Source organism: Mycolicibacterium austroafricanum (genome assembly GCF_000612725.1).
GTDB classification, from domain to species: Bacteria; Actinomycetota; Actinomycetes; order Mycobacteriales; family Mycobacteriaceae; genus Mycobacterium; species Mycobacterium austroafricanum.
In genome coordinates this window covers 327,141-351,377 of record NZ_HG964454.1, presented here as the reverse complement: position 1 = coordinate 351,377, position 24,237 = coordinate 327,141, and the positions used below count along the sequence as shown (strand labels likewise).

General features: G+C 68.9%; 21 protein-coding genes. 16 read left to right on the top strand and 5 right to left on the bottom strand.

Features of this window, described 5'->3' with window-relative positions; all coding sequences use genetic code 11:
• The first annotated feature begins 30 nt into the window (after window positions 1–30).
• Window positions 31–2,049, top strand: coding sequence for an FUSC family protein (locus BN976_RS18615; RefSeq protein ID WP_051558493.1), 2,019 nt, complete (start codon window positions 31–33; stop codon window positions 2,047–2,049).
• Here BN976_RS18615 and BN976_RS18610 read toward each other — a convergent pair.
• A complete protein-coding gene (locus BN976_RS18610) occupies window positions 2,021–2,647 on the bottom strand; it encodes a PaaI family thioesterase (RefSeq protein WP_011780256.1) in 627 nt (208 codons plus the stop codon). The two genes, BN976_RS18615 and BN976_RS18610, sit on opposite strands and share 29 nt — an antisense overlap.
• A 193-nt stretch (window positions 2,648–2,840) precedes the next feature.
• Between BN976_RS18610 and BN976_RS18605 the strand changes: the two genes are divergently transcribed.
• The 10 genes from BN976_RS18605 to BN976_RS18560 all read left to right on the top strand — a co-directional run bounded on the left by BN976_RS18605 (window position 2,841) and on the right by BN976_RS18560 (window position 14,332).
• A complete protein-coding gene (locus BN976_RS18605) occupies window positions 2,841–4,370 on the top strand; it encodes an HNH endonuclease signature motif containing protein (RefSeq protein ID WP_036372832.1) in 1,530 nt (509 codons plus the stop codon).
• A gap of 81 nt (window positions 4,371–4,451) precedes the next feature.
• Window positions 4,452–5,147, top strand: coding sequence for a GntR family transcriptional regulator (locus tag BN976_RS18600; protein WP_011780258.1), 696 nt, complete (start codon window positions 4,452–4,454; stop codon window positions 5,145–5,147).
• A 63-nt stretch (window positions 5,148–5,210) separates the two neighbouring features.
• Entirely contained in the window at window positions 5,211–6,614 is a 1,404-nt protein-coding gene (locus BN976_RS18595; protein WP_036372831.1) for an allophanate hydrolase, read from the top strand.
• Complete coding sequence (locus BN976_RS18590; RefSeq protein WP_036372829.1) at window positions 6,611–7,303, top strand: cysteine hydrolase family protein; 693 nt, start codon at window positions 6,611–6,613, stop codon at window positions 7,301–7,303. Before BN976_RS18595 ends, BN976_RS18590 begins: the two co-directional genes overlap by 4 nt.
• Before the next feature lie 23 nt (window positions 7,304–7,326).
• Window positions 7,327–8,928, top strand: coding sequence for a SulP family inorganic anion transporter (locus tag BN976_RS18585; RefSeq protein ID WP_011780261.1), 1,602 nt, complete (start codon window positions 7,327–7,329; stop codon window positions 8,926–8,928).
• 96 nt (window positions 8,929–9,024) lie between these two features.
• Window positions 9,025–9,618, top strand: a complete 594-nt coding sequence (locus BN976_RS18580; protein WP_011780262.1) for a TetR/AcrR family transcriptional regulator — start codon at window positions 9,025–9,027, stop codon at window positions 9,616–9,618.
• Complete coding sequence (locus tag BN976_RS18575; protein WP_036372827.1) at window positions 9,611–10,672, top strand: membrane protein; 1,062 nt, start codon at window positions 9,611–9,613, stop codon at window positions 10,670–10,672. The genes BN976_RS18580 and BN976_RS18575 overlap by 8 nt, the downstream gene beginning before the upstream one ends.
• Window positions 10,608–12,287, top strand: a complete 1,680-nt coding sequence (locus BN976_RS18570; protein WP_036372825.1) for a tetratricopeptide repeat protein — start codon at window positions 10,608–10,610, stop codon at window positions 12,285–12,287. Before BN976_RS18575 ends, BN976_RS18570 begins: the two co-directional genes overlap by 65 nt.
• 168 nt (window positions 12,288–12,455) lie before the next feature.
• Entirely contained in the window at window positions 12,456–12,935 is a 480-nt protein-coding gene (locus BN976_RS18565; protein ID WP_036372823.1) for a nucleoside deaminase, read from the top strand.
• Window positions 12,936–13,027: 92 nt separating this feature from the next.
• Window positions 13,028–14,332 (top strand): alpha-amylase family protein, encoded by a 1,305-nt coding sequence (locus tag BN976_RS18560; protein ID WP_036372821.1) that lies wholly within the window; start codon window positions 13,028–13,030, stop codon window positions 14,330–14,332.
• 4 nt (window positions 14,333–14,336) lie between these two features.
• Here the strand turns inward: BN976_RS18560 and BN976_RS18555 are convergent, their stop codons facing one another.
• The gene (locus BN976_RS18555; RefSeq protein ID WP_036372818.1) at window positions 14,337–14,765 is read right to left on the bottom strand and encodes a DUF1810 domain-containing protein; all 429 of its coding nucleotides are present in this window, start codon (window positions 14,763–14,765) and stop codon (window positions 14,337–14,339) included.
• A 259-nt stretch (window positions 14,766–15,024) separates the two neighbouring features.
• Here BN976_RS18555 and BN976_RS18550 point away from each other — a divergent pair, with 259 nt between their 5' ends.
• Window positions 15,025–16,029, top strand: coding sequence for an esterase family protein (locus tag BN976_RS18550; protein ID WP_011780268.1), 1,005 nt, complete (start codon window positions 15,025–15,027; stop codon window positions 16,027–16,029).
• Between the two features lie 63 nt (window positions 16,030–16,092).
• Here BN976_RS18550 and BN976_RS18545 read toward each other — a convergent pair whose 3' ends face one another.
• The gene (locus tag BN976_RS18545; RefSeq protein ID WP_036372815.1) at window positions 16,093–17,370 is read right to left on the bottom strand and encodes an ATP-binding protein; all 1,278 of its coding nucleotides are present in this window, start codon (window positions 17,368–17,370) and stop codon (window positions 16,093–16,095) included.
• Between the two features lie 87 nt (window positions 17,371–17,457).
• Window positions 17,458–18,204 (bottom strand): SDR family oxidoreductase, encoded by a 747-nt coding sequence (locus BN976_RS18540; RefSeq protein ID WP_036372813.1) that lies wholly within the window; start codon window positions 18,202–18,204, stop codon window positions 17,458–17,460.
• A gap of 113 nt (window positions 18,205–18,317) precedes the next feature.
• On the opposite strand from BN976_RS18540, the gene lon reads away from it, so the two are divergent.
• From lon to BN976_RS18520, 4 genes are all read left to right on the top strand, one after another.
• Complete coding sequence (gene lon / locus BN976_RS18535) at window positions 18,318–20,648, top strand: endopeptidase La (protein WP_036373211.1); 2,331 nt, start codon at window positions 18,318–18,320, stop codon at window positions 20,646–20,648.
• Between the two features lie 91 nt (window positions 20,649–20,739).
• Window positions 20,740–21,072 (top strand): TfoX/Sxy family protein, encoded by a 333-nt coding sequence (locus BN976_RS18530; protein WP_011780272.1) that lies wholly within the window; start codon window positions 20,740–20,742, stop codon window positions 21,070–21,072.
• Between the two features lie 25 nt (window positions 21,073–21,097).
• Window positions 21,098–21,697, top strand: coding sequence for a hypothetical protein (locus BN976_RS18525; protein WP_036373209.1), 600 nt, complete (start codon window positions 21,098–21,100; stop codon window positions 21,695–21,697).
• A 14-nt stretch (window positions 21,698–21,711) separates the two neighbouring features.
• Window positions 21,712–22,710 (top strand): malate dehydrogenase, encoded by a 999-nt coding sequence (locus BN976_RS18520; protein ID WP_011780274.1) that lies wholly within the window; start codon window positions 21,712–21,714, stop codon window positions 22,708–22,710.
• A gap of 3 nt (window positions 22,711–22,713) precedes the next feature.
• On the opposite strand, the gene BN976_RS18515 is transcribed toward BN976_RS18520, so the two are convergent.
• Window positions 22,714–24,189, bottom strand: a complete 1,476-nt coding sequence (locus BN976_RS18515; RefSeq protein WP_036372811.1) for an acetyl-CoA acetyltransferase — start codon at window positions 24,187–24,189, stop codon at window positions 22,714–22,716.
• Window positions 24,190–24,237 lie beyond the last annotated feature (48 nt).

Sequence of the window (24,237 nt, the reverse complement as noted above, 5' to 3'; positions counted from 1 at the left end):
CCGCGAACATAGCCGGGTCAGAATGGACGCGTGATCAAGGGCCTCGTGCAGCGGTCGGCGATGCCGGACCCCGCCGCGGTACTGCGCAGCCTGGCGTGCGTCGCGGCCGTCGCCGTGGTCGCTGTGCAGTGGGGCCCGCAGGGTTCGGCGACCGCGGTCGTCGGCGCCGCCGCCGTCGCGGGTGCGACCGCGCTGCAGGACAGTCCGCGGGGCCGGGTGACGGTGGTGCTGCTGGTCACCGCCGTGGCCGGGCTGGCAGTCCTGCTCGGGGCGCTGACATCCGGCTTCTCCCCTCTTTTCGTCGCCGTGGCAACGCTGTGGTGCTTCGGTGCGTCGATGCTGTGGGCTCTCGGCGCCAACCCCGGGCTGATCGGCGCCGCCTCGGCGGCGCTGTTGGTTTCCGCGCCGCCGGTGACGCCGACACCGACGTCGGTTGTCGTGACGTGGCTGTTGGCCGTTGCCGGAGGACTGTTGCAGGTCTGGGTGATCTCGTTGTGGCCACCGCTGCGGTGGCGCAATCAGCGCAAGGCGCTCGTCGCCGCGTACCGGTCGCTGGCGGCGGATGCGCGAAAGATCAGCGACGGCACCGTCGGAGGCGGCCCGGCGGCGGACCCCGAACCGCTGGCCGCCCTGCGTACGGCGTTCACCGCCGCCGACGGCCCGAGCAGGCGGCGGCCCGCGACCTACCGCGGCTGGTACGCGTTGCCCGAACGGATCGCCGACACCCTGACCGATGTGGCACGTCTACCCGCCCGCTCGGACGCGCTGGCGCTCGCCCTCGCCGAGGCGGCCGACACCCTGGCCGCTGTCGCCGACACCAGCAGGACGGGCCGAGTCGGTGCCGACGTCGCCATCGGCCGGTTCGACAGCGTCGCGGCGACCGTTGACGGGTCTGAATCGGTTGTGGTGCAGAAACTCTCGACTCAGCTGCACGAAGCGGTGGCCATGCGGCTCGGCGATTTCGTGCCGTCGACGCCCGACGCGGTACGCCTGCGACGTCCCGAACTGCGCACTTCGGTGCGCTCGGCTGTCGACGTCATGCGCAGCCATCTCGACCGGCACTCGCCGGTCCTGCGGCATGCCGTGCGGCTGGCCGCGGCGGTTGCCGTCGGTTGCGTCGTCGATCGCTACGCCGAAGGCGCGTACGGCTTCTGGATTCCGCTCACCGTGCTGATGGTGCTCCGGCCGGAAACCGCGCACACCTACACCCGTTGCGTGGGTCGGGTAGCGGGCACGTTGGTCGGGATCGTCACGGCCTCGGCGGTGCTCGTGATCCTGAATCCCGGCGTGGCGGTGTCGGCTGTCCTTGCGCTGGCGGCGGTCGGCGTCGCCTGCGTGCTATCCGGCATCGGCTTCATCGCGATGGCCGCCGCGGTGACCGCGGCGGCGGTGTTTCTCGTCGACATCGGCAGGCCCGATATGCCTCCGGCCGTGGCTGATCCGGTACTGGCGGTCCTTTTCGGCGGCGCCTTGGCCCTGATCGCCCACGTGGTGTTGCCCGACGATGCGCTGACCAGGCTTTCTCAGCGGGCGGGTGAGCTGCTCCGGACGGAGATCGACTACGCCGCAACCGTCATCAAGGCCTATGTGCACGAGCTCGACGATCCCGCGGAGACGATGACATCGGCCTGGCAGCGGGCCTTCCGGGCGCGGGCGGCGTTCGAGGCGACCACCGGCGCGATGCGGATGGAGTCTCGCGAACTGCGCCACTGGCTACGCAGCTACCGCACCGCGCTCAACGCCGTGACGAGTTCGTGCACCACGTTGGAAGACCAACTGCCCGCACAGCCCGCGGTCACCGCGGACCGCGAGTTCGTGCTCGCCGTCGACGAATATGTCGAGGCGCTGCGCGGGGATCCGCCGACCGCTGCGTCGCCCTGGAGGGTGGACTGTGCCGAGTTGGCGGCCGCCGAGGCACGTCTGCGCGAGGCCGTGCGCCGGCACGGACCCGAAGAGGGGCCGGCGCGCCTCCTCGTCGCCGAGGTCGACACGATCACCCGCCACGTCTCGGCGATCAGCGTCAGTCCCTCGCCCACTTCGGTTCGATGAACACCGCCTCGGCGTCGACGGTGACCCCGGTGCTGTCGGCGATGTGACCCACCGCGTACGTCTTGAACCCGTCGGTGTGCGTCACCCGCGCTTCGGAGCGCAACCGGCCCAGCGGGGTCAGCCGTCGGTACCGCACCGTGATCGTGCCGGTCAATCGGTGCACGCCGGGCGTACTGGCGGCGTCGCCGAGGATGTGATCGAGGATTTTCGCCGACACCCCGCCGTGAACATGCCCGGGCGGGCCCTCGAACGCCGCGCCCAGGTAGAAGTCACTTTTCACCGAGCCGTCCGGCTCCTTGCGGATGACCAGCGGAGGAGCGCAGGGATTGCGCACTCCGATCACCGCATTGCCCCACGGCATCGGATCGCCGTCCGCGCCGAACTGGATCCCGAACGACCCGTCGCGCTGAGCGGCGCGCAACCGCGCGGCGGCAGAATCGATCTCGGCTTTCGCCGCGGCGACCGCGTCGGCGTCGACTTCGGTGCGGATCGTCGCGTCGATCAATTCACGCACTGACGCGGTCAGAGGTTCGTAAACGGCCCGTAGCCGCGCGATGTCGGCGGCGCTGAGATCCTCGACATGGGTGTAGTCCAGCACCCCTCGACTAGAACATGTGTCAATCGCCGTGTCGCGTGGGGGTGGTGGTACGGCAGGGCGGTCTGCGTAAGCGAGCCGGGTCGTCCGGCCAAGACCCTGGCTCCAACAACCTCTGAAATTTCTTTGGTCACTGTGGTTTCTCTGGTCACATTTCCGGGTGGTGCTGTCAGATCTTCGAACTAGTGTTCGATGCATGGGTTGTTCGCGGGAGGACGTGTTGGGGGCCTTCGATGCCCTCGACGCGGTCGTGGAGTCGATCCTGGCGTTGGACTACGACGCGCTCAGTGCGGCCGAGCGGGTGCGTCTGGAGGCCCGCCTGGAACGCAACCTGCGCCGTATCCCCACTGTGGAACACGAGTTGCTCGCCTCGGTGATCGCCGAGACCGAGCCGGCCCGGTTGGGTGAGGGGTCGTGGAAGAAGGTGTTGACCACCGCGCTGCGGATCTCCGGTGCCGAGGCAGGGCGGCGGCTGAAGCGGGCCAAAACCCTGGGCTCGCGGCGCGGACTGACCGGGACGCCGTTGCCACCGTTGTGGGAGTCCACCGCCGCCGCCCAGGCCCAGGGCCTGCTGAGTGAGGAGCATGTCGCGGTGATCGCGGCGTTCCACAAGAGGCTGCCGGCCTGGGTCGATATCGAGACCCGGGCCGAGGCCGACCGCCAGCTGGCTCACGCGGGTTCCGGACTGGATCCCGAAGGCCTCGACGAGGCCGCCGGGGTGCTGCTGGCCATGATCAACCCCGACGGCGCCCAACCCTGCGACAAGGAGCGGGCCCGCAAACGCGGTGTCCGGATCAGCAAGCAACATTCCGACGGCACCGCCACCATCTCGGGCACCCTCACCCCCGAAGCCCTGGCCATCTGGCAGGCGATCTTCGCCAAGGAAGCCGCCCCCGGCGCCAACCTGCCCGAGTCTGAGCAGACCGAGGACAGCGCCTCCATCGGCAAGCCGCGCGACACCGAAACCTCGGACCACGCCGAAGCATCGGGTGACGGCGAGACGTCAGGTGATGGCGTGGCCCCCAGCAGCACGGCGGGTTACGGCAACACGTCGGGTGATGATGGTGGCGACGCGCCGGTTGAGGACCACGATCCGCAGCCTGACCGGTGCGGCTCTGATAGCCGTACCCAGGCTCAGCGCAACCACGACGCCTTCCTGGCCGTCGGGCGCCGCCTCCTGGAATCCGGAGAACTCGGCACCCACAACGGGTTACCGGTGACGGTGATCGTCTCCACGACGCTGCAGGAGCTGGAGAAAGGCGCAGGGGTGGCGGTCACCGGCGGCGGATCGCTGTTGCCGATGCCCGACCTGATCCGGATGGCCGCCCGGGCCCACCACTACCTCTACGTCTACGACCAACACAGCGGCCAGTCCCTCTACCTGGGCCGGGCCAAACGGTTGGCCAACGCCGCGCAGCGGATCGTCCTGCACGCACGCGATCGGGGCTGTACGCGGCCGGGGTGCACTGCACCGGGTTACTGGTGCCAGGCCCACCACGCCAGCGCCGATTTCGTCGACGGCGGACTGACCAACATCGACGATCTGACCCTGGCATGCCCGTGCGATCACCGCATGCTCGACAACACCGGCTGGCGCACCCGCAAGAACGGCAAGAATCAGACCGAATGGCTCCCGCCACCGGACCTCGACACAGGCCAACACCGCGTCAACGGCCACCACCACCCCGAAAGATACCTACTCCCCGAAGACGACCAAGGACCCTGAGAGTCATTGCGGAGAAGAGATTTTCGTGTGTGCCCGGCCGCGCCTCTGCGCCGGCTTGCGCCAGTTCCTACCATTGTGGGCATGGCAGCGCCGACCGAAGAGCCTTCTCGGCTCGCGCTGCCCGCAACCCTCGTCGAGGTTGCCGGCAATCGGCTGCGTGACGCGATCTTGTCCGGCGAGCTCGCACCGGGCGAGAAAATCATCGAGGAACAGCTGTGCGCCGACTTCGGAATCAGCAGGGCTCCGCTGCGGGAAGCGCTGCGGAGGCTCGCGCAGCAGGGACTCGTCGAGCACCTGCCGCGGCGGGGCTCACGCGTCACCGAATGGTCCCCCACGGACATCCTGCAGCTGTTCGAGCTGCGCAATGTCCTCGAGCGTCATGCCATCGAATCCGCGTTGCCGCTGGCCGATCTCGACCGTGATCTCGAGCCGGTCCGTGCCGCGCTCGAGCAGATGGATGCGTCGTCGGATGTGCTCAGCCTCGACGACGCCCACCGCGCCTTCCACGCTGCGGTGGTGGGGCTGGCCAAGAACCGCCAGCTCGACATCGCGCTCGAGCCGATCCTGCTGAAGCTGCAGCTGCCCATGGCCAGGAACATGCGTGAAGAGGCCCGACAGCACGCCGGACCCGGCCGCCGCCACCGGCCCGGTGCGGCCGACGAGGGCATCGGACGGCACAAGGCGATCCTCTCGGCGCTGGAGACCAATGATCCCGCAGCTGTCGTCACCGCCATCCGCGACCACGGCCATCTGCACTATCTGGGTCTCGCGCCGTAGCGCTTACACAATCGACACACACCCGACCCGAAATCGCCACGATTCTGTCGACAATCGACAGATATGGCCAACCCCCTCCATGGACCCTCCACCGGACCCTCCGTGGCAGAGATCCTCGCATCGCACGCGGGCGGGACGGGTTCACCCACCAAGACCGCCGCCCGCGTCGCCGACGCGATCGCCGCCCGAGGCGATGACGGCACCTGGCTGTCCACGGTGCCCCGCGACCAGTTGATCGCTGCCGCCGAAGCCATCGAGCGCCGCCCTGCGGCCCGCACCCTGCCGCTGTACGGCGTGCCGTTCGGCGTCAAGGACAGCATCGATGTCGAGGGCCGGCCGACCACGCTGTCGTGTCCCGACTACGCCTACATCGCCACAGCCACCGCGCCTGCGGTGCAGAAGCTGCTGGACGCCGGAGCGCTCTACGTCGGCAAGACCAACCTCGACCAGTTCGCCACCGGACTCAACGGCACCCGGACCCCGCACACCGCCCCGCGCAGCGTGTACGGCTCCGATCTGATCTCGGGCGGGTCCAGTTCCGGCTCCGCACTCGCGGTGGCCCTCGGCCAGGTCCCATTTGCCGTCGCCACCGACACCGCGGGTTCGGGGCGGGTTCCCGCCGCACTCAACGGAGTGATCGGGTTCAAACCCTCCCGTGGTCTGATCAGCACTGTCGGGCTGGTACCCGCCTGCAAGTCGCTGGACTGTCTCAGCGTGATGGCAGGTTGCATCGACGACGTCGACCGCGTGCTCGACATCATGGTCGGCCGCGACGACGACGATCCATGGTCCAGGGAGCGCGGCCCCCGTCACCGCAACGCTGCGATCCGCGTCGGGCTGCCACCCGATTCCGAGTTGGAGTTCTTCGGCGACGACGAGATGCGGATGGCGCACAACGCCTTCCGTGCGCAGCTCAGGCGCACCCACACGGTCGTCGAGGTGTCACTTGAGCCTTTCCTCGCCGCCGGGACACTGCTCTACCAGGGCCCCTGGGTCGCCGAGCGTCTCGTCGAGTTCGGCGACTTCCTCACCGCCCATCCCGATTCGATCCACCCGGTGGTCCGCGAGATCTTCGAGGGCGGCCGCAGCTACACCGCCGTCGACGCGTTCGCCGCCCTTCAGAAGCTCCAGCAGTTGAAGGCCGTGGTCGGCCGGCTCTGGCAGCACATGGACGTCCTCGTGGTGCCCACCATCGGCACCACGTTCACCGTCGACCAGGTTCTTGCGGCGCCCATCGACTGCAACACCAAGCTGGGCCACTACACACACTTCGGGAACCTTCTCGACCTGCTCGGTGCCGCAATCCCTCTCGGGGCCACCGCCGACGGAAGACCCTGCAGCGCCATGCTGCTCGGAAACGCGCTCAGCGACGACACCGTACTGCAGCTCGCCGCCGAGATCCTCGACGAACCGCGCTCGACCCATCAAGAAGCCACCGTCCCACTCGCCGCCCAGGAGCGTCTGTGAACCACACCGTCGACGTGCCCGCCGAACCGTCGTCGTTCCCCCTCGTCGCAGGCAGGACGGCGCTCATCGTCATCGACATGCAACGAGACTTCCTGCTGCCCGGCGGGTTCGGCGAGAGCCTGGGCAATGACGTCGGCCGGCTGCTGGAAGTGGTTCCGCCCCTCGCCTCGTTGATTGCGGCGGCGCGGGCGGCGGGCGTGATGGTCGTCCACACCCGCGAAGGGCACCAGCCGGACCTGTCGGACTGCCCGCCCGCCAAACTCAACCGCGGGACGCCGTCCAAACGCATCGGTGATCCCGGCAGGTACGGCCGCATCCTGATCCGCGGCGAATACGGCCACGACATCATCGACGAGCTCGCTCCCATCGACGGCGAGATCGTCATCGACAAACCGGGCAAGGGAGCCTTCTATGCCACCTCGCTGTCCGACGTGCTGACGGAAGCCGGCATCACCCAGCTTCTGATCACCGGCGTGACCACCGAGGTATGCGTGCACACCACGACCCGCGAGGCCAACGACCGCGGCTATCAGTGCCTCGTTGTATCCGACTGTGTCGGTTCGTATTTCCCCGAGTTCCAGCGGGTCGGGCTGGAGATGATCAAGGCCCAGGGCGGCATCTTCGGCTGGGTCGCCGACACCTCGTCGGTCATCCCCGCGCTCGCCCGACTCAGCTCCATCCCCGCCTGACGACTGCCCGAAAAGAGGACCCGATGAGCACCGACGTCACCAACCCGCCCGCCGATCCGATCGAACCTCCGGCCGCCAAGCCGCCCGTGCTCGCGTGGTGGACCCGCGGCGACACCAACGCGTTCTTCGGCCTCGGATTCAACATTCTGGTCAATGTTCTTACGTTGACGGGATTGATGATCGGGGTCGTCGCCGTCCCCGCCGACGACGTGCTCGGCACCGTGCTGCCCGCACTGGGAGTCGCCCTCATTCTCGGGAACCTGTACTACACGTTCCTGGCGCGGCGACTCGCCAAGCGGGAGAACAGATCCGATGTCACCGCGCTCCCCTACGGCCCCAGCGTGCCGCACATGTTCATCGTCGTGTTCGTGGTCATGCTGCCGGTGTACCTGGCCACGGACGACCCGACGCAGGCGTGGCAGGCGGGTCTGGCGTGGGCCTTCCTGATCGGTGTCATCGTGATGATCGGCGCCTTCGTCGGCCCGTACATCCGCAAGCTGACACCGCGCGCGGCGATGCTCGGCACGCTGGCCGGCATCTCGATCACCTTCATCTCGATGCGGCCCGCCGCCCAGATGTGGGAGGTGGCCTGGATCGGTCTGCCCGTGCTGGCCATCATCCTGATCGGGTTCTTCACCGACGTGAAACTTCCGGGCGGCGTTCCGATCGGACTGGTGGCGCTGCTGGTCGGCACCGCGATCGGTTGGGCGGGCGGCTACATGTCGGCGCCCGACGTCGGTCAGGCGTTCAGCGACATCGCCATCGGCATCCCGGACCTGCGGATCGACATGCTGTTCAACGGCCTTGCCGACCTCGCACCGCTGCTCGGTACCGCGATCCCGCTCGGCGTGTACAACTTCACCGAGGCCATGAGCAACGTCGAGAGCGCCGCCGCCGCCGGCGACAACTACAACCTGCGCAGCGTGCTGCTCGCCGACGGCGCGGGCGCGGTCATCGGATCGGCGTTCGGCTCACCGTTCCCGCCCGCCGTCTACATCGGTCATCCTGGTTGGAAGGACGCCGGCGGCCGCGCGGGTTACTCGTTGGCCAGCGGCGCGGTGATCGGCATCTTCTGCTTCGTCGGCCTTTTCGGTGTGCTGGCGGCATTGTTGCCGGTTCCGGCCATCGTCCCGATCCTGCTGTACATCGGCCTGCTGATCGGCGCCCAGGCCTTCCAGGCGGTGCCGCGGTTGCATGCCGTGGCTGTGGTGGCTGCGCTGCTGCCCAACCTGGCCGAGTGGGGACGGGGCATGATCGACAACGCCCTCAGTGCCGCCGGGACATCGGCCGCCGAAGTGACCGCCGACGCGCTCAACGGCGCAGGGGTGGTCTACGAAGGCCTGAAGACGCTCGGTGAGGGGGCGGTGCTCGTCGGACTGATCCTCGGCACCATGGTCACCTACATCCTCGACAAGAAATTCCTCCACGCCGCGGCCGCTTCGGCGGTGGGAGCGGCGCTGTCCTTCATCGGTTTGATCCACGCGCCCGAGGTGGCATGGGCGGCCAGTCCCCAAGTGGCCCTTGGCTATCTGCTCTTCGGCGGGGTGTGCGTGGCGTTCTGGTTCCTGCCCGGGGCCAAGGAACCGGTCGTCGTGGACGAGGCCGACATCGTCGCCGGCCACTGAGGCGGACGCGGCCGAGGTCACAGCACTCGACCAGAGTGCTTTAGATTACCTAAGCTGTCGTGGACAACTGTCCACGAACTCTTCTAGCCTCGTGACATGACCGAACGCGGCCGCAGCGCCGACCCACGCGCCGAGCGGGTCCACACCCGGCTCCGTGAGGCCGCGTTCGCGATGGCACACGAACATCCCGTCGACCGGATCACGGTGGGCGATCTCGTCGGCCGGGCAAAGGTCAGCCGTCAGGTGTTCTACCGGCACTTCCGTGACCGGGACGACGCGGTGGCGTCGGCCTTCTCGCGCGCGTTCACCGATGCGACCGGCGGCGCCACCGGTGGCGATGCCCGCACGCGCATCCTCGACCTGTTCGAGTTCGCCGGTGCGCATCCGGCGATGTGCCGGAACATCGTTCCCAGCACCGTCAACCAGCACGTGCTGGCGACCTACCGGGATGCGCTGTTCGAACCCTGCCAGCAGATCGCCGAGCAGGGCATGGCCGTTCTGGACACCGTTGCTCCCCTGCCCGCCGAAGCGGTCACCCGCTTCCTGGTGGGCGGCTTCATGGAAGTCCTGCGGTCCTGGATGGAAGACCCGCACGCAACCGATCTGCACGCTCGGGTGAGCGCAGCACTCGACACCGTCGACGCGCTCCTGGGCACCTCCCCAGCTCAGAAAGGACCCACACATGGGTAAACACCACACGCCCGAGGCTTCGACCTTCCGCGACCGATCCGCGGTCCGCACCACGGTGCTGGCCCTGGCCGCGTTGACCGTATTCGTCATCGCGATGGTCGCCAGCTACTCCGGGGCGTTCGCGAAACCCACATTGCACCATATGACCGTCGCAGTCGCGGCTCCACCGGAGATCATCGAGGGGCTGCGTGATCAGCACACGTTGTCGGTGGACGAAGTCGGTGATGCCGCCGCCGCGCGAGCGCAGGTGTACCAACGCAGCGCCGACGCCGCTTTGGCCGTCAGCCCCGACCAGCGGATGACCATCTACGTGGCGGGCGGCGGCGGCCGCAGCGTCGCCGCGGCCGCCGAACTGGTGGGTCGCGAAACCGCCGAACGCGCCGACCTGTCCCCCGTCGTCGAAGACGTCGCACCGACATCGCCCGGCGACCCGTCGGGCACCGTCGAGTTCTACGCCGTCATCTTCCTGTCGATCGGCGCATCGTTGGGCGCAGCGCTGCTCGGCCGGCTGATGGGAAGCGTCCGCACCCCGGCCACCCTGGCGTTGCGCACGGTGTCACTCGCCGCGTTCTCCGCGGTGTTGGCCGGCGCCGTCACCGCCTACGTCGGGCCGGTTCTGGACGCGTTGACGGGACACATCTGGCAGGTGTTCGGTGCGCTGTGGCTCTATTCGATGGCTGTCGCGGGTGCTGTCACCGGCGTCGCCGCGGCGTTCGGCACGGCGGCGTCGGTGGCGCTGGGACTGTTCCTCGTCGTCGTCGGCAACGCGGCCGCCGCCGGCCCCGTCGGCCGGCCCCTGCTGTCCGGCTTCTACTCGACGTTCACCACGATCGTTCCGCAGGGCTCCGGCGTCTCCCTGCTTCGCAGCATCTCGTACTTCGGCGGCCACGGAGCCACGACTCCGTTGGTGACGCTGGGGATCTGGGCCGCCGCAGGATGTTTCCTCGCAGTCGGCGCCACCGCGGCGCGGGTGAATTATCGTGCACTCTATGAGCGTCGCGTCGGGCAGTACCGAGCCGTACTACGATCTCGGCTCGTTCCATCGGCCGACTGACACGGCCTCCGACGCCGCGCAGGTCTGGTTCGACCGCGGCATGGTCTGGGCGTACGCGTTCAACCACGAAGAGGCGATCCACTGTTTCGAGCGGGCGCTGGAACTCGACGCCGACTTGGCGATGGCGCGGTGGGGCATCGCCTACGCGATCGGGCCGAACTACAACAAGGGCTGGGAAGCGTTCGACCCCGTCGACCTGGCGGCGTCTGTCGCGCGGGCGAAGATGGAACTCGGGCTGGCTGCGGCGGGCCGCGCATCGGCCGTCGAACGTGGCCTCATCGACGCGCTGGCGCGCCGCTTCACCACCGACGATCCCGCCGACGCCCGGACGCTGCAGGCCGGTCACACCGCTTACGCCGACGCGATGTCGGAGTTGGCGCGGGCCTATCCCGACGATGTCGACGTGGCCGCGCTGGCCGCCGACGCGCTCGTCAACGTGACCGCATGGGCGCTGTGGGACAGCCGAACCGGTGAGCCCGCGCCCGGGTCGCGGGTCGTGGAAGCCAAGCGCATCCTCGATGACGCGTTGGCCACGCCCGCTGGCCGGGCGCATCCCGGCATCCTGCACCTCTACCTGCACACGATGGAGATGTCGACGACGCCCGAGGCGGCCCTGCCGGCCGCTGACCTGCTCCGTGGGCTGGTGCCCGACGCCGGCCACCTGCGGCACATGCCCAGCCACATCGACGTGCTGTGCGGCAACTACCGGGACTCCATCGTCGCGAATCTGGCCGCGGTACAGGTGGATCGACATTTCGTCGAACGCCAGGGCCCGCTGAACTTCTACTCGCTCTACCGTGCACACAACCTGCATTTCGTGGTGTATTCGGCCATGTTCGAGGGTAATTCGGCGATCGCGCTGCGGGCCGCCGACGAACTGTCCGGCCAACTCACCCCCGAACTGCTGGCCATCGAGTCACCGCCGATGGCCGACTGGCTGGAAGCGTTCGTGCCGCTGCGGGTTCACGTGCTGGTGCGGTTCGGCCGGTGGGACGAGCTGATTGCGACGCCGCTGCCCGACGATCCTCAGCTGTATTGCACGACGACGGCCACCATCCACTACGGGCGCGGGGTGGCGCACGCGGCATCCGGGCATCTGGATCAGGCCGCCGCCGAGCGGGAACTGTTCGCCGCGGCCTATGACCGCATCCCCGACAGCCGCTATCTGTTCAACAACACCAGCCGCGACATCCTGGCCGTCGCCGCCGCCATGCTCGACGGCGAAATCGACTACCGTGCAGGGCGTTTCGACGATGCCTTCGCACATCTGCGGCGGGCGGTCGAGTTGGACGACACCCTCCCGTACGACGAGCCCTGGGGGTGGATGCAGCCCACCCGGCACGCGCTCGGGGCGCTGCTTCTCGAGCAGGGGCGCGTCGAGGAGGCCGCGCAGGTGTACGCCGCCGACCTCGGTCTTGACCCGACGCTGAGCAGATCCTGTCAGCACCCCGGCAACGTCTGGAGCCTGCACGGCTACCACGAATGCCTGACCCGCCTCGGCCGTGGCCCCGAAGCGCTGATCATCGGTAAGCAGCTCGAGCTGGCCGCCGCCCGGGCCGACGTCCCGATCGAGGCGTCCTGCGCGTGCAGATTGCAGCCACACTGCTGCGACTGAATCAGCACATGGGCCACCGCTCCCCTCAGCTCGGCGGCGGCAGGTTCACACCCCGCGCCGGAACGCGAGCTCTCGGTGAAGTCGAGCAGCCAGTCGTCACCGAGGTCGGTGGCGTGCAACCCGATGGTGCGGCCGGGCCCGAGTGGGCCACCACCGTAGACTCCGGGCGTGGCTGTCACCGATGACGACCTGGTGTTCCTGCGCCGCTGCGTAAGCCTGGCCCGCACAGCCCTCGACGGCGGCGACGAGCCGTTCGGATCGCTGCTGGTCGATCATGAGGGTTCGGTCCGGTTCGAGGACCACAACCGGGTGAAGGACGGCGATGCCACCCGTCATCCCGAGTTCGCGATCGCACGCTGGGCCGTCGAGCACCTGAGCCCCGCGCAGCGGAACCGGTCCACCGTGTACACCTCCGGCGAGCACTGCCCGATGTGTGCGGCCGCGCATGCCTGGGTAGGACTGGGACGCGTCGTGTATGCCGCCTCGTCCGCGCAGCTCGCCCAGTGGCTCCGCGAGTGGGGCGTCCCTGCGCCGCCGGTCGCGACACTGCCGATCGCGACCGTTGCGCCGGGCGTCGACGCGGACGGACCCGCAGCCGAGCTGACCGAGGAGATGAAGGCGTTGTACGCGAGGGCTTTTCGAGCATGACCGACGAGCGCTCGCGCGAGGAGACGACATGACCGACGAGCGCTCGCGCGAGGAGACGACATGACCGACGTGCGCTCGCGCGAGGAGACGACATGACAGAACCGGACTGGGTCGACCACGTCGTGTGGTGGCAGGTCTACCCGCTCGGATTCGTCGGCGCCTACCCGGCTGACCCCCCGGCCCTTCCCGGCGAACACAGGCTGCGCCGGATCGTCGACTGGCTCGACTACGCCATCGAACTCGGCGCTTCGGGACTGGCGCTCGGCCCCGTGTTCGCCTCACGCACGCACGGCTACGACACCACCGACCACTACCGCATCGACCCGCGGCTGGGTGAGGACGGCGACTTCGACCACCTCGTCGCCGAGGCGCGCGACCGGGGGCTGCGGATCCTGCTCGACGGGGTGTTCAATCACGTGGGCACCGACTTCCCGCGCTACCGCGACGCCGCGGCCGGCGGCGACTCCGCGTGGTTCCGCAGGCGCGGCGGGGATTTCGCGACGTTCGAAGGTCACGGCGACCTGATCGCGCTGGACCACCGCAGCGCCGAGGTCGTCGACTACACCGTCGACGTGATGAGTCACTGGCTCGGCCGCGGGGCCGACGGCTGGCGCCTCGACGCCGCCTACGCGGTGCCCGACAGCTTCTGGGCCGGCGTGCTGCCCCGGGTGCGGGAACGACACCCGCAGGCCTGGTTCGTCGGCGAGGTCATCCACGGCGACTACCCGGCGCGGGTGCGGGACTCGGGATTCGACTCCGTGACGCAGTACGAGCTGTGGAAGGCGATCTGGAGCAGCCTCAACGACGGCAACTTCCACGAGTTGGACTGGGCATTGACCCGCCACAACGAGTTCCTCGACACCTTCGTCCCGATGACGTTCGTCGGCAACCATGACGTCACCCGCATCGCCAGCCAACTGACGGACCCCACCCATGTCGAACACGCGCTCGTCCTGCTGATGACCGTCGGAGGCACTCCCAGCGTCTACGCCGGCGACGAGGTCGCCTACCGGGGGGTGAAGGAAGAGCGGTTCGGCGGCGATGACGCGGTGCGGCCCGAATTCGGTTCGCCCTTTGAGGGTGTCGGTGAGCACGGGCACCAGGTGTTCCGGTCCCATCAGCACCTCATCGGCCTGCGGCGCCGGAATCCGTGGCTGCACACCGCCAGAACCACCCCGCTGCGGGTCACCAACCGCGGGTACGTCTACACGACGCGCCACGGTGACGACGCGCTCGTCGTCGCCCTGAACATCGACGACGATGCGATGCCCGTGTCACTGGCGGAGTTCGGGCTCGCGCGTGCCGAGGTCGTCGCCGGGTCGGGTGCCCCGCCCGCCCAGGTCGTCGCGGACACCGTGGTGCCGGCCCACGGCTGGCTGATCCTGGCGCCGCGCTAGCGGTTCAGTCGAGCAGGTCCACCGTCGCGGGATCCTCCCCGTCGTAGAAGGCGTCCAACACCGCACGGAACACCGCGTCGTCGTCGCAGGCGCGGGCGAACAGTGTCATCGACGAACGCACCTTCAGGTCATCGGGATAGCCCAAAATCTCTGTGGCCGAACGCCCTTGGTGTGTCATCAGCAGCTCGGCGCACTCGCGAAGGCGCGGGCCGAGGACCGGGTGCGCCAGGTAGGCCTTCGCCTCGTCGACGGAGGCGATCCCGTACCGGTGCGCGGTCGCGCTGTGGCCGAGGCCGCGCAGTTGGGGGAACACGAACCAGATCCAGTGTGTGCGCTTGGCGCCGGCGCGCAGCTCGGTCAGCACCGCCGCATACACCCGGTCCTGCGCGGCCACGAAGCGTTCGAGATCGTAGGGATCATCACCGTCGGTCATCTCGACACGAGCCTGTCAGGTCGACCGCCTGGCCTCAACCTCCGACCCTGGAGTGTTCACTCCTTTCACACTGGTCACAGCCCTGATCGGTGGGTGGTGAGTCCGCCCCGAGTCGGAATCGTTAGCCAAACGCGATGTCGATCCACCGTGTCGAGCCGTCAATGCCGCAGCCGCAACGTGTTCCATTACGACTGCAAAGCCACGGCAATTTTGCGAGCAGCACGAGAAGTTTGACGAGAAAGGTGGGTTGGTTGCCGTTATGAAGTTGAAAGAGAAGTGGCGTGGTACCGCAAGGGCAGCGATGCGTCGGGTGGCGGCTGCCGCCCTGGCTGCCGTTGCGCTGCCCGGGCTGATCGGCTTCGCCGGGGGTTCGGCAACGGCTGGGGCGTTCTCCCGGCCCGGTCTTCCCGTCGAGTATCTCGACGTGTTCTCCCCGTCGATGGGCCGTGACATCCGGGTACAGTTCCAGGGCGGCGGCCCCCGTGCCGTCTACCTCCTCGACGGCCTGCGCGCGCAGGAGGACTACAACGGCTGGGACATCAACACGCCCGCGTTCGAGTGGTTCTACCAGTCCGGACTGTCGACGATCATGCCGGTCGGCGGACAGTCCAGCTTCTACACCGACTGGTACCAGCCGTCGCGGGGCAACGGACAGAACTACACCTACAAGTGGGAGACGTTCCTGAGCCAGGAGCTGCCGGCGTGGCTGGAGGCCAACCGCGGTGTGTCCCGGACCGGAAACGCCGTCGTCGGCCTGTCGATGGCCGGTAGCGCGGCACTGACCTACGCGATCTACCATCCGCAGCAGTTCATCTACGCGGCCTCCCTGTCGGGCTTCCTGAACCCGTCCGAGGGCTGGTGGCCGATGCTGATCGGGCTGGCGATGAACGACGCGGGCGGCTTCAACGCCGAGAGCATGTGGGGCCCGTCCTCGGACCCGGCATGGAAGCGCAATGATCCGATGGTCAACATCAACCAACTGGTGGCCAACAACACCCGGATCTGGATCTACTGCGGCACCGGCACCCCGTCCGACCTGGACAACGGCACGCCGGGCAACAACCTGATGGCGGCGCAGTTCCTCGAAGGGTTCACGTTGCGGACCAACATCGCCTTCCGGGACAACTACATCGCAGCGGGCGGCACCAACGGTGTCTTCAACTTCCCGACCTCGGGAACCCACAGCTGGGGTTACTGGGGCCAGCAGCTGCAGCAGATGAAGCCCGACATTCAGCGGGTCCTGGGAGCTCAGGCCACGGTCTAGCTTCCGCCCACACTCAGAGGGCCTGCCGTTTCCCCCGAGCGGCAGGCTCTCTGCCGTGTCGGGTCACAACCGGGTCCGGACGTCGATGTCCTCGCTGAACTCGTCGAGCATCGCGTCGGTCAAGGTCGGCCTCGTTTCGGCGATCGCCCCCAGGTAGTCGTCGGTGCAGGCAGGTTCACCGCGCCGGTGTTCGATCTCACGCTCGAAGGCGCACTGGGCGCCCTTGCGGGCCGCGAACTCGATATCGGCCGGGGTGAACATGTGGGTGGCCTCGACGAGCTTGTCGACCTCGACGTAGTCGGCGCTGACGCCCAGGTAGCGGTTCCAGATCGCCTTGCGCGCAGCGTCATCGGGTGGACCGACCGGGATGATGTAGTCGAATCGGCCGGGCCGCAGGAACGCCGAGTCCAGGGAGCGCACCGAGTTCGTCGCGCAGATCAGCAGCCGCTCCTCGTGCTGACGGAACGTCGGGATCAGTTTGAGCAGTTCGTTCGTGACGCCGTGGGCCGGATCAGACGGGATGCCCGACCGCGACCCCGCGATCTCCTCGACCTCGTCGATGAACACCACGGCGGCGTCGAGCTCGTTGAGGTTGGTGAACACCTCCCGCAGCGCGGTTGGCATCGCGACGTCCGGGGTGGCCAGCCGGGACGGGAAGATCTCGACGAACGGCCAGCCCAGGCGTCCGGCAACGGCTTTGGCGAAACTCGTCTTCCCGGTTCCCGGCGGACCGAACAGAATGACGGCCTTGGGCGGGGACACGCCGTAACGGGCCGCCAGATCCGGCTGCGCCAGCGGCAGCACGATGCGACGCTCGATCATGCGCTTCTCGGTCTCCATGCCCGCCATGCCCTCCCACAGGCCGGGGCTCATCAGCTGGCCGCCCAGCGCGGTCAGCAGGCCGGTGTCCGAAGCCCCGACGTGGTCGACCTTCTCGAAGTAGCTCAGGTCGCAGCGTTCGGTGTATCCCGAATTGCGCAGCGCAGCTGTGCCGGTGGCCTCGCGGGGCAACAGCCCACTGATGCGCCGGGCGCCCAGCGTCCGCAGCCGCAGCTCCAACTCGACGAGCAGGGCGCTGCCGATGCCGCGGTCCCGCCAGCGGTCACTCAGCGCCATCATCGAGATCCACGCCCGATCACCGGTGACCTGCGCGACCGCCATGCCGACCAGCTGATCGCCGACGACCGCGACGACGGCGGGCTGCCCGGATCGGGCGGCCGAGACCACCTCGGAGACCGGGAACGCCGGTGGCGGCTCGCCGGGTTCGCGGCTCTGGTCCCAGACCGAGATCGCCTGATCGAGGTCGTCGTCGTGAAAATCGCGCAAGCGCCATGGGGGCATGCGCCAAACATCTACCGGCGCGAGGGGCCGACGGGCATCACCCATCCGGGTGGTGCGCGAGGGGGTCGCCTTCTCCCCCGTGCGGCGTCAGCCCTGGACCGCGGGGCGGATCGTCAGGTCGCCGATCTCCACCTCGGGCGGCTGCTCGATCGCGAAGACGATTGCGCGGGCCACCGCTTCCGGCGCCAGCCCGAACGCGTCCATGTCGGCCCGGACCGCGTTGCGCAGGGCGACGTCGGTGATCGAGCGGTCGAGTTCGGTGTTGACGTATCCGGGCGAGATGGACGTGGTTCGGATGACCCCATCGGTCGATTCCTGGCGCAACGCCTCCATCATGGTGCGGACGGCATTCTTGGTCGCCGCGTACACGCCCATCGTGGGGACGATCTTCAGGCCGGCGGTCGACACCGTCGTGACGAAGTGCCCGTGCCCCTGCTGCCGGACCACGGGCATGGCGGCGGCGATACCGTGCAGCACCCCGCGCAGGTTCACGTCGATCATCGCGTCCCAGCCGGTCACGTCGGCGTCGGCGAGCGGGCCGATCGCGCTGATGCCGGCGTTGGACACCAGCACGTCGAGCCTGCCGAAGTCGGCGACCGCGGTGCCCACCAGTCGCTCGAGGTCCCCGGCCGCGGTGACGTCCGTCGTCACGGTGGCCACCTCGGTGCCGGCGGCGCGCAACTCGCCGCCGAGGGTGTGCAGGCGGTCGGCGCGCCGGGCGCCCAGCACCAGTCGCGCCCCGCGCGTCCCGAGCAGTCGTGCCGTCGCCTCCCCGATGCCGCTGCTGGCGCCGGTGATCGCGACGACCATGCCGTCGATCGGATCGTTGACCATGGTGGCTACGACGATCCGCAGGCCGGGCCTATTCCGCTGTGAGCCGAATCGATGCAGGGAACAAACGCCCCCTCGTCAAGGTTGAGCGCATCAGGTTCAACTTTGGAGGTTTGATGCCTGAGGCTCTGCAAGTGCCCGTCCTGTTCGTCAGCGAACCGATCGTGCTTCCCGGCATGGTGGTGCCGATCGAACTCGACGACGCCGCGCGCGCCGCAGTCGACGCCGCGCAGGCCAGCGATTCCGGCAGGCTGCTGATCGCGCCGCGCCTCGACGACCGCTACCCCACCTACGGCGTGCTCGCCTCGATCGTGCAGGTCGGACGGGTGCCCGGGGGCGGGGCCGTCGCCGTGGTGCGCGGCGACAAGCGCGCCCACATCGGATCCGGGACCAGCGGGCCGGGCGCGGCGCTCTGGGTGCTGGTCGACGAGGTCGCCGATCCGGTGATCACCGATGAGACCAAGGCGCTCGCCGCCGAATACAAGAAGCTCGTGCTGGCGATGCTGCAGCGCCGGGAGGCCTGGCAGATCGTCGACGTGGTCAACAAGATCACCGACCCGTCCGCACTGGCCGACACCGCCGGCTACGCGTCATACCTGACCGAGGTGCAGCGGCGGGAACTGCTGGAGACCGAGAACGTCGACGACCGGCTGCGTCAGCTGATCTCGTGGACCGGCGACCATCTGGCCGAGGTCGAGGTCACCGACAAGATCGCCGAGGACGTCCGCGCCGGCATGGACAAGCAGCAGAAGGAGTTCCTGCTGCGCCAACAGCTCAACGCCATCCGCAAGGAGCTCGGCGAACTGGGTCCCGATGGCCAGGAAGGTGAAGCCGACTACCGGTCCAGGATCGAGGCGGCGGACCTGCCCGAGAAGGTGCGCGAGGCCGCGCTGCGCGAGCTCGGCAAGCTGGAGCGGTCCAGCGAGCAGAGCCCCGAGGGCGGCTGGATCCGCACCTGGCTGGACACCGTGCTGGACCTGCCGTGGAACGTCACCACCGAGGACTCGACGGACCTGAAGTCGGCCCGCGAGATTCTCGATGCCGACCACCACGGCCTCGACGACGTCAAGGAGCGCATCGTCGAGTACCTGGCTGTGCGGGCCCGGCGCGCCCAGCGGGGCATGGCCGTCGTGGGCGGCCGCGGCTCCGGCGCGGTGATGGTGCTGGCCGGTCCCCCCGGCGTCGGCAAGACGTCGCTGGGTGAATCCGTCGCCCGCGCGCTCGGCCGCAAGTTCGTGCGCGTCGCCCTCGGTGGTGTACGCGACGAAGCCGAGATCCGGGGACACCGCCGCACCTACGTGGGGGCCCTGCCCGGCCGCATCGTGCGGGCCGTCGGTGAGGCGGGATCGATGAATCCCGTTGTGCTGCTTGACGAGATCGACAAGGTCGGCTCCGACTACCGGGGCGACCCGTCGGCCGCGCTGCTCGAGGTCCTGGACCCGGCGCAGAACCACACGTTCCGCGACCACTACCTGGATCTCGATCTGGACCTGTCCGACGTCGTGTTCGTCGCGACCGCCAACGTGGTCGAGAACATCCCGTCGGCGCTGCTGGACCGCATGGAACTGATCACGATCGACGGCTACACCGCCGACGACAAGGTCGCGATCGCGCGCAACTACCTGCTGCCCCGTCAGTCCGAGCGTGCCGCGCTGACCCCCGAGGAAGTCACGGTGACCGATGCGGCGCTGCGCAAGATCGCCGCGGACTACACCAGGGAGCCGGGTGTGCGTCAGTTCGAGCGGCTGCTGGCCAAGGCGCTGCGCAAGGCAACAACGAAACTGGCCGCGGATCCATCACCGATCACCGTCGATGAGCCGGATCTGGTCGAGTATCTGGGCCGGCCACGGTTCATGCCGGAATCGGCGGAACGCACCGCGGTTCCGGGTGTGGCGACCGGGCTGGCTGTCACCGGACTGGGCGGCGATGTCCTCTACATCGAGGCGGGCAGCACCGATGGTGAATCCGGGCTGCAGCTGACCGGTCAGCTGGGTGACGTGATGAAGGAGTCCGCGCAGATCGCGCTGTCCTACGTCCGCTCGCACGCCGCGGAACTCGGCGTCGACCCGACTGCGCTGGACCGCCGTATCCACGTGCACGTGCCCGCGGGCGCGGTGCCCAAGGACGGTCCGTCCGCCGGTGTCACGATGGTGACGGCGCTGGTGTCGATGGCGACCGGGCGGCAGGTGCGCTCCGACGTCGGAATGACCGGCGAGGTCACGTTGAACGGGCGGGTGCTGCCGATCGGCGGCGTCAAGCAGAAGCTGCTCGCCGCGCAGCGGGCCGGGTTGTCGACGGTGTTCATCCCGCAGCGCAACGAGGCCGACCTCGACGACGTCCCGGCCGACGTGCTGGAGTCGCTGGACGTCCGGCCGATGACCGACGTCGCCGAGATCGTCGCGCAGGCCCTGGAGCCTGCCGAGGATGCGACCAGCGTCGCGGCGTAGCGGGGGTTCTGCGCGAAGGCGTGCGTTTGTACGTGGCTGACGGCGTGTCACGGTTGCAGACGCGCGCTTTCGCGGAGAAAGGTGAGCTGTCATGGCCTACGACGCCGAACTCGCCGATCGCATCCGTGAATTGATCGCCGCCGAGCGGGGTGTCGAGGAGAAGGCCATGTTCGGTGGGCTGGCCTTCCTGATCAACGGCAACATGGCCGTCGTCGTCAGCTCCAAGGGCGGGCTGATGGTCCGGGTCCCGCGCGACCAGACCGAGGCCTTGCTGTCCCGGGACCACGTCGAACCGATGGTGATGGCCGGACGCGAAGCCCGCGGATGGCTGCGGGTGCGCCCCGCCGGGATCACGACGAAACGTCAGCTCAAGCCGTGGGTGACGCGCGGCGTCGAGTACGCCCGGGCCCTTCCGCCGAAGTAGCGACGTGGCACGCTTGGACACCGACATGCCTGCCATCAAGTACGTCTGCCTCATGCTGCTCGCTCTGGGCAGCGTCTCCTGCTCGGGTCCGACCGTCGTCAACACCGACGAATCGACGGTGCCGCCGCGCCCGTCCGCCTCCGCCGCGCCGACCACCACCAGGCCGAGCAACGCCCACCTGGCCAACGCGTACCACTTCGCCGCCGAGGTCGACGGTCAGACCGGCTACTACTTCACCTCACCGAGCGGTCGGTGGGAATGCGCGATCGTGCCCCGCGTGCGTGCGGGCTGTCAGGACACCCGCAACGCCGCGAGCATCGGGATCACCGGTGCGCCGGACGAGGTGCCCGGCGCCGACGGTGAGCCCAGCGCACCCAACGCCATCGTGGTGGACCGCGACGCCGACCCGCAATTCGTCGCTCTCGCCACTCCGGCGTTCGGGCTCGCGCCGGACCCGGCCCCCGAGCTGCCGTTCAACAGGATCCTGGCGGTCGCCGGTTTCCGGTGCAATGTGCAAGAGGCCGTGGGGATTTCGTGCCTGTCCGAGGCCAGCGGCAAGGGCTTCACGTTCTCCGCCGACGGCTTCGTCGCGCAGTACACCGACGTGCCCGCCGACGCGCCCTGACTAGGGTTGGCTCCATGTCGTCGACAACCGCCTCGCCGGTCACGGTCGCCGTCACCGGCGCGGCCGGCCACATCGGGTACGCCGCCCTGTTCCGGATCGCCGCCGGTGCCATGCTCGGCCACACCACCCCGGTCACGCTGCGGCTGCTGGAGCTGCCCGATGCCGTGCGCGCCGCAGAAGGCGTGGTGATGGAGCTCGAGGACGGCGCGTTCCCGCTGCTGGCCGGCACCGAGATCTACGACGATCCGACCCGGGCCTTCGACGGCGTCGACGTCGCGCTGCTGATCGGGGCCAGGCCCCGCACCAAAGGCATGGAGCGCGCCGATCTGCTCGGCGCGAACGCCGAGATCTTCGCGACTTCGGGTAAGGCGCTCAACGCCGGCGCCAGCCCCGACGTGCGGGTACTGGTGGTCGGCAATCCCGCGAACACCAACGCGCTGGTGGCCTCCGCGCACGCCCCCGACATCCCCGCCGACAGGTTCACCGCGCTGACCCGGCTGGACCACAACCGGGCGGTCGCGGCAACGGCGCGGCACAGCGGTGTCCCCGTCACCGAGATCAGCCGGATGACGATCTGGGGCAATCACTCGCCCACCCAGTACCCCGACATCTTCCACGCCGTCGTCGGCGGGCGCTCAGGCGCCGACTACGCCGCCGACACCCGTTGGCTCACAGACGATTTCATTCCCACCGTGGCCCGGCGCGGCACCGCCATCATCGAGGCGCGCGGGGCCAGCTCCGCGGCGTCGGCGGCCAACGGCGCCATCGACCACATCGACGACTGGGTGCACGGCACCCCCGACGGGGACTGGACCTCGGTGGCGCTGCCCTCCCCCGGCGCCTACGGGGTGGACGAAGGCCTGGTGTGTTCGTTTCCGTGCCGGTCCGTCGGTGGCCGCTGGGAGATCGTCGAAGGGCTCGACATCAACCCGTTCTCGCGGGCCCGCATCGATGCGAGCGTGGCGGAGCTGCGCACCGAACGCGATGCGGTGGCCGCCCTCGGGCTGCTCTGAGGGCTACTCCAGGGACGCCGTTCCGTCGGCGTGCACGCGCACCGCGGCGCCCGCGATGTCGTCGCGCACGGTCGCCTCGGCGCCGGCGCGGTCGGTGATCACGGCGAGCACACGGGCGTCCTCAGGGGTCCGGACGGCCAGGAACGCCTTCTCCGGCGCTCCGTCCCGGTCCACCGGGGTGGTCCACGACTCGACGGTGCCGACACCGCTCCACTCCACCACCGCAGTGCGGGTGGGTTCCCGGTCCACCTCGGACTGGACGTCTTCCCAACGGAATTCGTGTTTCGGGGGTTCGGTGCCGTACACGCCGAAGCTGTGTTTGGTGAGATAGCCGCCGTTGGCGGTGATCAGGCCTCGCTGGCCCGGCTGCGCGGCCAGCCGTTCGGCCATCGTCGCGATGGAATGGGTGACGTAGTTGTTCCACGGTCCACCCGCGAAGGTCAGTCCGCCGGTGACGGTCAACGGCCGGTCCGGCTTCCCGACCGGAAGACCCAGTTCCCGTGCGGCGACCTGAACGGCCGACGGGAAGCACGAGTACACGTCGACCAGATCCATGTCGTCGACGCCGGCGCCCGCCAGTTCCAGCGCCCGCCGTCCCGCGATGCGGATCGCCGGTGAGGTGTGGAACTCCGCTCGCTCGGCGATGGCGTACGTGTCGTGGGAATCGGCTCCCGCATACGGGAAAACCCAGCGGTCGGACGGGATCTGGAGATGGCGGGCCTTCTCCGCCGACGCCACGATCAACACCGCGCCCTGATCGACCATGTTGTTGGAGTTCATCAACTTGGTGTAGGGCCAGCTGATCATCCGGTTGGACGCGGACGGCTGCCAGATCTGCTCGGGGGTCAGCGCCTCCCGGTTCCAGGCGTGCGGGTTGTCCGCCGCCACGGCGGAGAACTGCGCCCACAGCTCGCCGATGCGGCGGCGGTGCTCGTCGGGGGTCTCGCCCGCGGCGATACGCAGCGCCTGCTCGAACATCGGATACACGTAAGCCGGCCGATCCAGGTTGATCCGGATGTCGGACGGGGCCGCCATCGGCACGCTCTCGTCGCCGCCCGGCGCCGACGGCACCGATTCGTCCTGCTTGGTCCAGTCCGGCCTGCGTCCGGCGGCACGAATCCGGCTGCGTGTCCGCCACGTCTCCGCCCCGGCGATCAGCACCACATCGGCCTTCCCCTGCTGGATGTCGAGGCAGGCCATGTTCACCAGGGTCTGCGGGACGTTCCCACCGATACCGGTGTACCGCGTCACCGCCTTGTCGGCCCGGATGCGTTGCGCCAGAAGCAGCCCGGGGTCGCGATAGCGCCAGGACAGCAGGTTCACCACACGCACCGCGTCGACCGCCTCCAGCAACCGGGGGTCCGCGGCCGCCCGGGCGGCCTGCACCATCAGGTCGACCGGTTCGACGTCGGGGTTCTCGTCGTGCTGGTTCACCTGGCCGTAGCCGACGAGAACCGGAGTCCTGGGATCGATGGGCATCGACGATGCGCCTTTCCGCTAGATGAGCTGTGTCGCAAGTGGGATGGG